The sequence below is a fragment of the Kribbella solani genome, from assembly GCF_014205295.1.
GTDB lineage: Bacteria > Actinomycetota > Actinomycetes > Propionibacteriales > Kribbellaceae > Kribbella > Kribbella solani.
In genome coordinates this window covers 3,908,645-3,919,717 of record NZ_JACHNF010000001.1, presented here as the reverse complement: position 1 = coordinate 3,919,717, position 11,073 = coordinate 3,908,645, and the positions used below count along the sequence as shown (strand labels likewise).

Here is an 11,073-nt window from a genome sequence, read left to right as displayed (position 1 = left end):
GCTAGCTCACCGCCTTCTCATTGGTGCCGAACATGTTCGCGACCGCGTGAGCGGAGACGACGTTGCGCCAGGCAACGACATCGTCGATGCGCCCGGTCAGGTGGCCCGACGGCGTACCGCTGGTGGTGGCGGCCGCGCCGAGGGCGAACGGCCCCGCGGCCTTCCAAGGGCGAGCCGGTCCGGTGCCGGCGGCGACCTGGGCGCCGTCCACATACAGGCGGGTCGCCTTGGTGCGCAGGTCGAAGCTGCCGACGAGGAAGTACCAGGTGCCCACTACCGGCGCCGGGCCGCCGCGGGCCCAGCCGTAGGTGACGTCGGTACCGGCGTCCTGCGACGCCATCCCGAATTCGAACCGTTGCTCGCTTGCGTTGAATCGCAGCGCGAAGCCGGTCGTGTTCGCGCCGGCCGCCGACAGCACGGTCTGGTCGGCGCCGAGTGAGTCGAGCCGCACCCAGGCACCGACGGTGAAGGAGGTATCAGTGCCGACGACCGGTGTGGCGGTCGCCGCATGGCTCGAACCGGTGAGCTCGAGCGCGCTGTCCGGGTTGTCCCACCAGCCGTCGTTGAACCGGGGTTCGGCGCTGAAGCTGAGGTTCCGGCCGTTACCGGACTCGTCGGCTCCGCTCTCCTCGAGTGCCCACCACGACGCGAGCTCGGCCGGTGGCGAGGTCCGCGGCGAGGTCACCGGCTTGATGCCGCGCCACACCTGGACGTCGTGGAGCATGCCCTCGAAACCGTCCCGTGGCCCCGTTCCGGTATCGAGGCAGCCGACCTTCAGCGGCGCGTTCGCGATACCGGGTACGCCCCGCGACCAGGACTGCCCGCGGCCGCCGTCGACGCTCACCACCCACTGCCCGTCGCCGTGGTATTGGAACTCGACGTACTGCCAGCCGAGCTTCGGCGGGGTGTAGGAGCCTGCGGAGCGCGGCGCCATCGTCGCGGTCCCGAGCTGGGAGACCGCGCCCAGCTCCCATTTGCCGTCCGCGGTGATCATCATCGCGAACCCGGCGCCGGCCGAGCCGGACTGGGAGAACAGGACCTGACGGCCTCCGGTCAGCCGGGCCGGTTTGACCCACGCGCCGATCCCGAAGGGCGCGTCGGACGGCGCGATCGGTGGATTCGTGGTCGCGCAGGACTGTCCGTCCAGGACCAGTGCGCCATCCGGCCGGCCGAAGGGGTCGAAGTCCGGCTCGGCCGAGGCGGGCAGCGTGAGGCCTCGATCGAAACCACTGCTGTCGGTGCCGTCGCCGCGCAGTTCCCAGCGCGCGACCTCGCCGGCCGGCAGCACCGCGCCGGCCTTGATGTCGGCCGCGGTCAGCAAGCCCTGCCAGAGGCCGACGTTGTCCACCGCGCCGGTGAACCCGTGCGCGGCGCGGCCACTCGCGGTCGGCAGGCAGCCGAGGCTGAAGAAGGTGGTCGCGTTCCAGGGCGTGAAGCTGACCGGGAGTTCACCGACCTGGGTGCCGTTGAAGTACAGCCTCGACAGCCCGGCGTCCGGGTCGTACGTCGCGACGATCCGTAACCACTTCCCGAGCGCGACCGGGCTGGCGATACTGACGCTCTTCCAGCCGTACGTGTCGCCCGGCGCGTCCACCAGGGAGAACGACCACCGGTTGTCAGTACTGTTGTGCTGGATCTGGAACATCGAGTGGCTCGCGTTGCCCTGGGCAAGCACCTTCGAGTACCCGCTGCCGCTGATCGCGTCCATCCGGACCGACAGGGCGACGGTGAAGGCCGCGTCGGTACGGATCGTCGTCGGTCCGCTGAGGCAGTCGTTGCCGCCGAACTTGACCGCGGTGTTCGCGGGATCGCCGGGATCGGTCGCGAAGCCCGGGGTGCCGGTACGGACGGTCAGGTTCTTGCCGTGCGCGGTGTCGTCGACGAGATCCCCACCCAGCCGCCAGGCGGCCATCGGCGTGGCCGGGATGTTCCGGCCGGCGAAGAAGGTGAACACCTTGTGGCTCGACTTGTTGCCGGCGTTGTCGACCGCGCGGACGTACAGGACGTGCCGCCCCGCCGCGACCGCCTGACGTTTGATCGTCGCCGTACCGGTCGACGCAACCTGCTGATCGAAGGTGTCGGTGTTCCAGGAGTACTCGAAGCGGTTCAGGCCCGATCGGGAACCGTTCACCAACGGGTCGGTGGCCGAGATCGGCAGGCTGACGGTCGTACCTTCGGTGACAGCCCCCGTCGGCCCGGTCACCACCGGTACGGTCGGTGTCGTCGCGTCCACCTTGAAGTAGCAATAGCCCGTATAGCCGGAGTTCACCGCTTCGGTCTGGCGCGAGTCGCTCCGCGCCTGCCACTTGTACGGGCCATCGGGCAACGCGGTGGTGGTCTTCTTGGCGTGTGTTGCACCGGCCGCGATCGGAGCCGGCGTGCGGTACCAGAAGAAGTTGGTCTCCTCGGCAACCTTGCGTACGCGGAACCGTAGGTACACGGACTCGGACTCCGACGACCGGGCCCGCGCGGAGAAGACCGGGTACCGCTCGTTGACCCAGGGTGAACCGGATTCGGTGGGGTCGCAGCCGGCACCGTCGACCGTCAGCCGGTCCGGGTGCGGCGGGTAGATGTAGTAAGTGACGTGCAGCTTCACCGTGGAGGTCTTGATCCGCCGCCACGCGTCCCGGGAGCCCTCGTCGGACGACCGCAGGCCGAAGCTGATCGCGTCGTACTTGTGGTCGGCCGCCGATTGGACGCGCTTCTTCACGTTCGCGCCGTCGAACTCGACCCACTCGTCGGACTTGCCCGAGCAGCCGGTGGTGTTCGACGACGGCACCGACTTGGACTGCAGCGGATCGCCGTAGAGCCAGTCGACGCCGTTCCAGGAGGTCCCGTTCGAGATCTCCGCGGTACGCCACAGTTGCAGGCCCTGGTTCGCGCAGCCACCGGTATGGGTCTGCAGCATGTTGACGCTCGCCGAGGCAATGTACTTGCCGTTCAGCTTCCCGATGTCGAGCTTGATCACCGATCGCCACAAACCACAGCCGTCGCCGCAGGTGCTCCAGGTGTCCCGGCCGACCCGCATACCGCCGGACCGTGGCCAGCTGGTGTCGCCGGTCCAGCCCGTGCTCGCCCGCCCCTGGAACACGTTCGCCCAGGCCTTGCGGGTGGAGGTGAACGGCGGGTCGATGTACAGCGGGAAGGTCAGGCCCGGGTCGGCGAGCAGCTTCGGGTCCGGGGTCAGGGTGAGCCCCGTCCCGGTCTTCCGGACGTCGACCTCGCCGATCCGGCCGGGGTCGGCCCCGGTGGTGGTAGGTGTGGCGGTAGGGGTGGTACTGGCGGGGCGCGGGCTTCGGGCGGTACCGGCCGTCGAGGAATCCCACATGATGCCCTGCCCGGCTTCGAAGACCACGTTGCCGCTCGCGTCCAGTACATCGACGCGGCCGGACCCAGTGCCCTCAGGGTCCTCCGCCACGGTCAGCCCGGTCGTCGTGATCCCGACCCGGATGGTTGCGAGCTCCGGATTCTTCGCCGCCTCCGCGGTCTTCACGACCAGCACCCAGGAGAAGCCGACCGCCTCGGCCTGGACCGCCAGGTCGACATCGGGCAGCACATTCGGGTACGTGGCCACCGCTCCGTTCAGTACCGGCTTGGGAAGGGAGCCTTTCGGCCAGGTCAGCGATAGTGCGCCGCTGTCCGCGTCGGTCGCGGTCACGAACGGCGCGGTCCCGCCGGCACCGGTCTCGACTCGGATCACCGTCGCCGCCGCTTGGGCGGAACCGTCCGGCCGGGCGACGAAGCCCGGATCGATGTCGACCCAGGCGCCGGCCGCGTTCTGGACCCAGTACGGCTCGACCGCGATCTGGGTGTCGAGCAGACCGGCCGGCGTCGCGTACGCCTGCCGATCGACGTCCCGCAATGACATGACCTCGATGTTGACGCCACAGGCGAGCGCGAGCTTGTACGCCTCCAACTCGTCGGCGGCGGACGGATCGCCGGTGAAGGCCGGACACTCGGGCAGCGGCAGGTCGCCGTCCGGTGGTTCGTCGCCGGCCCGGGCGGGAACGGCGACGGTGGCGACCAGAGCCACCGCCAGCAGCAGCGCGGCGATCCAGCGAGCCGGGGAGAGCCATCGGGGACCGAACATCGGGACCTCACAGGTGGCGCGGGGCGCGCGACGGGCACGCACCGGAGGACTGTGCCGTGGCGGGCACCGCGGCGCGACCACGGTAGGGAGGGGGACTTGCGCCGGCCTTGCGCGCGGCTTGCGCGGCGTCGGCGGCTGGGCCGGTGACCACCGGACCTGTGCCGGCAGTTACTGTTTGACGGCAGATTGTCACCGAGATGTGGGCCGGTAGCTTCCGCCAGCGCGAGGCCCTGGGGGATTCGCTCATGAAGAAGGCTGTTCTCGCTGCCGGTACCGGCGCGGTCGTGCTGGTCGCGGCGCTGGTGCCGGCCGGGCCGAAGGTACAGGCCGCTACCGAGGCTGATCAGGCCGCGCAGGCTGGGACCAGCGCGCCGCGCGGGTTCGGGTCGGCGGTGTCGTCGGTGCAGTCGAAGGCCTGGCAGACCAACGCGAGCGTGAACACGCTGGCCGTCAGCGGAGACCTGGTCTTCGCGGGCGGGCTGTTCACCCGGGTCCGCCCGCCGGGCAACGCGAGTGGTGTCGGTGACGCGCCGCGGAAGTACTTCGCGGTCTTCAACCGGACCACCGGCGTACCGACCAAGTTCGCGCCGCGGGTGAACGGGCCGGTCTGGAGCGTCGCCACCTCGCCGGACGGCAAGCGGGTGGTGATCGGCGGCGACTTCACCGTCGTGGACGGGGTGCCGCGGTCCCGGGTCGCGATGTTCGATGTTGCCTCCGGCAAGCTTGTGGCCGGCTGGGATCCGGCGGTCAACTACCGGGTCGCGGCACTGAAGGTGACCGGCAGCACCGTGTACCTCGGCGGTTCGTTCCGCTTGGTGGACAAGGTGGCCCGCAACCGGGTCGCCGCGGTCAGTTCGAGTACGGGCGCGTTGCTGCCCTGGAATCCCGATGCCGACGACGACGTCCACGCGCTGGAGACGTCCACCGATGGTTCGCGGGTGTTCGTCGGCGGTGGGTTCACGCAGATCGGCGGCCGCGACGACCACGCCCTCGCCATGGTCAACCCGAGCACCGGCGCGGCGTACGCGATGCCCGCGGCCGCGGCGATCCCGGAGCTGACGCCGGGCTGCGACAGTCGCGTCAAGGATCTGGAAGTCCAAGGGGACAAGGTGTTCGCGGCAAACGCGGGCGCGGGCGTCGGCTGCTACGACGGCGTACTCGCCGCCAATGCGAAGAGCGGCAAGCTGATCTGGCAGAGCCACTGTCTGGGTGCCACCGAGGCGATCAAGGCGATCGGCAACTGGTTGTACAAGGGTTCGCACGCGCACGACTGCAGCGCGGACGGCGAGTTCCCGGACAAGACCGGGATGCATCACCTGCTCGTGTACAGCACGCTCACCGGCAAGCTCGGGCCGTGGTTCCCGAACACCAACGCGGGTGGCGAGACGCTGGTCGGCCCGTTGGCGTTCGCGTCGGGCGGCAACGACCTCTGGGCGGGCGGCGACTTCACCCAGGTCAACGGCGTACCGCAGGAAGGGCTGACGCGGTTCACCAACGTGCCCGGTGGTGCCGCGCCGGCCCGTCCGGCGGCGCCGAAGGTTGCGAGCGCGCGCCCGAACAAGGTGACCATCGCCTTCCCGACGGTGCTCGACCGGGACAACATCTCGCTCACGTACCTGGTGTACCGCGGCAACACCCGCGTCGGTGCGTACACCCGTTCGTCGAACTCCTGGACGAAGGCGGCCGTCACGTCCATGACCGACTCCGGCCTGACCAGCGGGCAGACGCTGTCGTACCACGTGCTGGTCAGCGACGGCCGCAACACCCGGAAGAGCCCGACGGTCAGCGTGAAGGTGCGCTGAGTCGGACCCCGGGCCGACGGACCACGGGCCGAGGCGGCGGCTGGCCCGCTCGGATAGGTTCACACCGTGACGGACAGCAGGGGCCACGAGCTGAGCCGCCGGCAGCCGGTCACCGCTGTCGGCGGTGGGCACGGGTTGAGTCGGCGGCAGTTGGTTGTTGCCGACGTGGTCGTTGCGGTTGGGTACGCGGTGGTCGTGGGGATCGCCGCCGAATCGGCCGGACGGGGATGGAGTGCGCTGGTCGCCGTCGGTTTCGCACTGCCGATGGCGCTACGCCGGATCTGGCCGATGCCGGCCCTCGCCGTCGTGGCCGTCGTCTCCGTGATCGCCGTCAGCGTCGAAGCCCTGCGCGACCCGCTACTCGCCGCGTCCTACGTCCTCTATTACGTCGCCCTGACCCGCCCCGCGCCCCACCCGGTGTCCAGCCGCCGCCTGATCGGTCTGGCCGGCGGAGGCGGATTCCTGATCCTTCTCCTCGCCTTCATGGCCGGCGCCCCGGCCGGTCAGTTCAGCGTCACCCTCGTCCTCACCGGGATCGCGGCAATGTACGGCGCCTGGGTACTCGGCCAGGTTGTCCGCGACCGCCGAGCCGCGGCGACTCGCGCCGCCCAGGCGCTGGCCGAGCGAGCAGTGGCCGGGGAACGGCTCCGGATCGCCCGCGAGCTGCACGACATCGTTGCCCACAGCATGGGGTTGATCGCGGTCAAAGCAGGCGTCGCGAACCACGTCCTCGCCGTACGCCCGGAGGAGGTGTCCGACGCGCTGTCGGTCATCGAGTCGACCAGCCGGGACGCACTGGTCGAGCTCCGGCACATGCTCGGCCTGCTGCGTACGTCCGACGAGCCCGCCGACCTCGCCGCACCGGCCGGACTGGCCGCGCTCCCGGACCTCGCCGCGCGGGTCGAGTCGACCGGCGTACGCGTCGAGCTCACCATCGAAGTATCCGAGCCGCTTCCCGAAGCGGTCGAGCTGACCGTCCACCGAATCGTGCAGGAGTGCCTCACCAACGTGACGAAACACGCCCAGGCTCGGCAATGCAGCGTCGTCGTACGTGGCGACGCGAACGCGGTGGACCTCGCCGTCACCGACGACGGTACTGGCGCTGCCGATGCCGTCGGCGATGGTCACGGCCTGATCGGAATCCGGGAACGAGTCAGCGTGTACGACGGAACGTACCGCGCCGGACCAGGCACCGCCGGCGGTTTCGAGGTAGTGGTCCGGCTGCCGTACCACCGGGGGAGCGCATGAACGACATCAAGGTCCTGGTCGCCGACGACCAGGCGCTGCTGCGGGGCAGTTTCCGCGTACTGATCGACACCACGCCCGGCCTGACGACTGTCGGTGAGGCGGCCGACGGCGCCGAGGCGGTCGAGCTGGCGCGGCGGGAGCGGCCCGATGTCGTACTGATGGATGTCCGGATGCCCCGCCTGGACGGGATCGAGGCGACCCGGCAGCTGTGCGCGGAAGGCAACGCGGCGCGGGTGCTGATCCTGACCATGTTCGATCTGGACGACGCGGTGTACGCGGCGCTGCGCGCGGGCGCCAGCGGGTTCTTGCTGAAGGATGTTCCGCCGGCCGAGCTGTTGCAGGCGATCCGGGTGGTCGCGTCGGGTGAGGCGCTGCTTGCTCCCTCGGTGACGCGGCGGTTGATCGCCGAGTTCGCCCGGATGGCCGAGCCGGGGCAGGCACCGTTGTCCGGGCTGGACGGCGTGACCGACCGCGAGCGGGAGGTCCTGACGCTGATCGCCCGCGGCCTGTCGAACCAGGAGATCTGCGCTCATCTGCACGTCGGCAACGGCACCGTCAAGTCCCACGTCGGCCACCTGCTCGCGAAGCTCCAGGCCCGCGACCGAGCCCAGCTGGTGATCGCAGCCTACGAATCAAACCTCGTCCAACCCCGCGGCCGGTGACCCCCACAGTCGGGTGTGTGGTGGTGTGATCGATAATCGGGGGCGGTGAGCGGACAGGTGAGATACGGGTGACCGGGGCCGAGCAGTTGGCGGTGGTCGGTGCCGGGCTGGGTGCCGGGATACTCACCTCGACCGTCGGCGTCGCCTCACTGCTGAGTTTCCCGGTCCTGATCGCGCTCGGCATCCCGCCGGTGGTCGCGAACGCCTCGAACACCCTCGGTCTACTCCCCGGCGCACTCAGCGGTACGTTCGGCTACCGCCGCGAACTACGCGAGATCCCCCGCGCGCAAACGATCACAGTCGTCCTGCTCTGCGCCCTGGGTGCGATCGGCGGCGCGGTACTGCTACTCGCCCTACCATCCCAGGTCTTCGCCACCGCCGCACCTTGGCTGATCCTCTTCACCTGCCTGATCGTCGGCGTCCAGCCGCTGATCTCCCGCCGCCTCCGCGCCCGCTCGAACCACCCGAGCTCGGAGCACCCGCGCCGCCTCCACCGATCGTTGTCCCCGGCAACCACTGTCTTCACCACCCTGACCGGCGTGTACGGCGGCTACTTCGGCGCCGGCGCCGGCGTGATGATGATGGCCGTGCTGGCCGTAGGTCTCGACCTCGACCTCCGCGTGGTCAACGGCCTCAAAACGATCGCCCTGTTCGCCGCGAACCTGGTCGCCGGCATCATCTTCGTCTTCATCGCCGACCTGAACCTGACCGCCGCCGGCCTGCTCGCCGCCGGCTCCCTCGTCGGCGGCTACGCCGGCGCCCACCTCGGCCGCCGCCTCCCCGCCCCGCTCCTCCGCGCCCTGATCGTCCTCGCCGGGATCATCGCCGCGTGCCTGATGCTGCGCTAGATCCTGACGCCGCGCTAGAGGTACGACAGGATCGCGCCCGCTACGATCAGCAGGCAGATCCCGCCGTTCAGGTACGGATGGCTGACCAGGATCGCGACGAACTCGCGGATCGTTGCCGTCGGCCAGTAGTACGCCGCGGTCGGGGAGCCGATCACCTGCCCGTTGACCTTCGCCTTCCGGGCGGTCATCGCGGCCCGGAAGGCGTGGAAGTTGTTCGTCACGATCAGGCACCGGTACTGCGGCCGCTCCCCGGCCATCAGATCGCGGCTGAAGATCAGGTTCTCCCAGGTGGTCGTCGACTTGTCCTCGCGGATGATCTGATCGGCGGCCACGCCCTGCGCGACCAGGTACGCCGCCATCGCGTGCGATTCCGGCAGGTCCTCGCCCGGGCCCTGCCCGCCGGAGGTGATCAGCCGGGGCGAACGTCCCTTGCGGAGCGCGCGCTCGTACACCTGCTTGGCGCGATCGAGCCGGCTGGCCAGCAACGGCGGTACGCGGGAACCGATCAGTCCCGAGCCGAGTACGACGACGAAGTCCACCTTCCGCGAAGAGCGCACCCGGCTGTACACGAACGCGTACAGCAGAAAGCAGAGGAACAGGAAGGAGATGTACGTCAGTACGCCGAGCAGCGCCCAGCGGACCATCGCGAGCGGTTCCCATCCGATCTTCTGCACCAGCACGCTGAAGATGACGAAGCCGATGATGCCGAGGCCGACCAGCAAGGACAGCAGGTTCGACAGCCGGCGGCGTTCGCGGCGCAGCATCGTGACGCCGTTGATCACCAGGAACACCGCGAGGACGAAGATCGCGACCGGGATCGCGGCCAGGATCAGCAGCACCAGCACCCGCGCGGCCTGCTGACTGATCGTCTCGACCGCGAGGATCACGCCCAGGCCGGCGAACATCAGCGTCAGGACCAGGAAGATCCCGTTCTTGAACAGCCGCCGGTCGCGCAGGAAGCTGACGCCGAAGACCACGAACCAGAACGCGGCGATCCCGAAACAGATGAACATCGGGCGTCATCAAATCACGCTCCGTGGCCGCGGCCGGGTCTCCCACGCCCGGAGGGCCGCCCGGGGTTTGGACGCGGAGCGGCGGAAGCGGCGGTGGTGTGCGACGCTCGGGCGGCCGGGTGGCGCGGTGATCGTCTGCTGGATCGTCCGGGTCGGGTTCATCGAGGAGAGTGAGGTCGGGCCGTGGGTGCTGTGACGAACTGGGCTGGGAACGTGCACTTCGCAAGCGAGCTCCGGCGGCCGCGGACGGTCGAGGAACTGCAGGAGCTGGTCGCCGCGGCGGCGAAGGTCCGCGTGCTCGGCACCGGTCACTCGTTCAACCGGATCGCGGACAGTACCGGCGAGCTGGTCAGCGTGCTGGACCTGCCGAAGGTGGTCGACGTCGGCGCGGACGGCGTGACGGTGTCGGCCGGACTCAGGTATGGCGAGATCACCGCCGCGCTGCAGGCCCAAGGGCTCGCGCTGCACAACCTCGGGTCGCTGCCGCACATTTCGGTCTCCGGCGCCTGTGCGACCGGTACGCACGGCTCCGGTGACGGCAACGGTCCGCTGGCCGACGCGGTCGGTTCCATCACGTTCGTGGCCGCGGACGGCGAGCTGGTGACCCTGACTCGGGCCGATCCGGACTTCGCCGGGTCGGTGGTCTCGCTCGGGGCGCTCGGCGTCGTGGTGAGCCTGACCCTCGACGTGCAGCCGGCGTACCAGATCAGTCAGGTGGTGTACGACGGGCTACCGGTCGACCGGCTCGAATCGGACTTCGACGCGGTGATGAGCAGCGCCTACAGCGTCAGCGCCTTCACCGACTGGGTCGACCCGGACGTGATGGTCTGGCGCAAACGGCGCGAGCTGGAGGCACCCGCGCCGGAATGGCTCGGCGCTCGGTTGGCGGACGGGCCGCGGCATCCGATCAAGGTGATGCCGGCCGGGTACGCCACCCAGCAAGGCGGGGTGCCGGGGCCGTGGAACGAGCGGCTGCCGCATTTCCGGCTCGAGTTCACGCCGAGCAACGGCGACGAATTGCAGTCGGAGTACTTCGTACCGCGTGACCGGGCGGGCGAGGCGATCGGCGTACTGCGTGCCCTGGGCAACCGGTTCGCGCCGGTACTGCAAGTGTCGGAGGTGCGGACGATCGCCGCCGACGACCTCTGGCTGAGCCCGAGCCAGGGCCGGGACACGGTCGCTTTGCACTTCACCTGGATTCAGGACGAGAGCTTGGTACGCCCGGTGGTCGACGCGCTCGAAGCGGCGCTGGCGCCGCTGGGCGCGCGGCCGCACTGGGGCAAGGTCTTCACCGGGCTGACCGAGCAGTATCCGAAGGTGCAGGACTTCATCGCGCTGGCAAATACGCACGACCCGAACGGCAAGTTCCGCAACGGGTACCTGGACACTTACCTGCCTCGGGGTTAAGGC

Annotated in this window: 8 protein-coding genes; 6 read left to right on the top strand and 2 right to left on the bottom strand. The window is 69.7% G+C overall.

All coding sequences use genetic code 11. From position 1 onward, the window contains the following. Position 1: 1 nt before the first annotated feature. Entirely contained in the window at positions 2 to 4,132 is a 4,131-nt protein-coding gene (locus tag HDA44_RS38565; protein ID WP_184835824.1) for a LamG-like jellyroll fold domain-containing protein, read from the bottom strand. 203 nt (positions 4,133 to 4,335) lie between these two features. Between HDA44_RS38565 and HDA44_RS17780 the strand changes: the two genes are divergently transcribed. The 4 genes from HDA44_RS17780 (at position 4,336) to HDA44_RS17765 (ending at position 8,650) form a co-directional block, all read left to right on the top strand. Next, positions 4,336 to 5,892 carry a WD40 repeat domain-containing protein gene (locus HDA44_RS17780; protein WP_184835822.1) on the top strand — a complete coding sequence of 519 codons (1,557 nt, stop codon included), beginning with the start codon at positions 4,336 to 4,338 and terminating at the stop codon, positions 5,890 to 5,892. A 66-nt stretch (positions 5,893 to 5,958) separates the two neighbouring features. Next, the gene (locus HDA44_RS38560; RefSeq protein ID WP_184835819.1) at positions 5,959 to 7,140 is read left to right on the top strand and encodes a histidine kinase; all 1,182 of its coding nucleotides are present in this window, start codon (positions 5,959 to 5,961) and stop codon (positions 7,138 to 7,140) included. Then, positions 7,137 to 7,802: a response regulator gene (locus HDA44_RS17770; RefSeq protein WP_184835817.1), complete on the top strand. Its 666-nt coding sequence runs from the start codon at positions 7,137 to 7,139 to the stop codon at positions 7,800 to 7,802. Before HDA44_RS38560 ends, HDA44_RS17770 begins: the two co-directional genes overlap by 4 nt. 68 nt (positions 7,803 to 7,870) lie before the next feature. Then, positions 7,871 to 8,650, top strand: coding sequence for a TSUP family transporter (locus HDA44_RS17765; protein WP_184835815.1), 780 nt, complete (start codon positions 7,871 to 7,873; stop codon positions 8,648 to 8,650). A gap of 14 nt (positions 8,651 to 8,664) precedes the next feature. Here HDA44_RS17765 and HDA44_RS17760 read toward each other — a convergent pair whose 3' ends face one another. Beyond that, positions 8,665 to 9,663 carry a YdcF family protein gene (locus HDA44_RS17760; protein WP_184835813.1) on the bottom strand — a complete coding sequence of 333 codons (999 nt, stop codon included), beginning with the start codon at positions 9,661 to 9,663 and terminating at the stop codon, positions 8,665 to 8,667. On the opposite strand from HDA44_RS17760, the gene HDA44_RS17755 reads away from it, so the two are divergent. Then, positions 9,656 to 9,859, top strand: a complete 204-nt coding sequence (locus HDA44_RS17755; protein ID WP_184835811.1) for a hypothetical protein — start codon at positions 9,656 to 9,658, stop codon at positions 9,857 to 9,859. The two genes, HDA44_RS17760 and HDA44_RS17755, sit on opposite strands and share 8 nt — an antisense overlap. Then, complete coding sequence (locus HDA44_RS38555; RefSeq protein ID WP_337906086.1) at positions 9,847 to 11,070, top strand: FAD-binding protein; 1,224 nt, start codon at positions 9,847 to 9,849, stop codon at positions 11,068 to 11,070. The genes HDA44_RS17755 and HDA44_RS38555 overlap by 13 nt, the downstream gene beginning before the upstream one ends. The last annotated feature ends 3 nt before the right edge of the window (positions 11,071 to 11,073 follow it).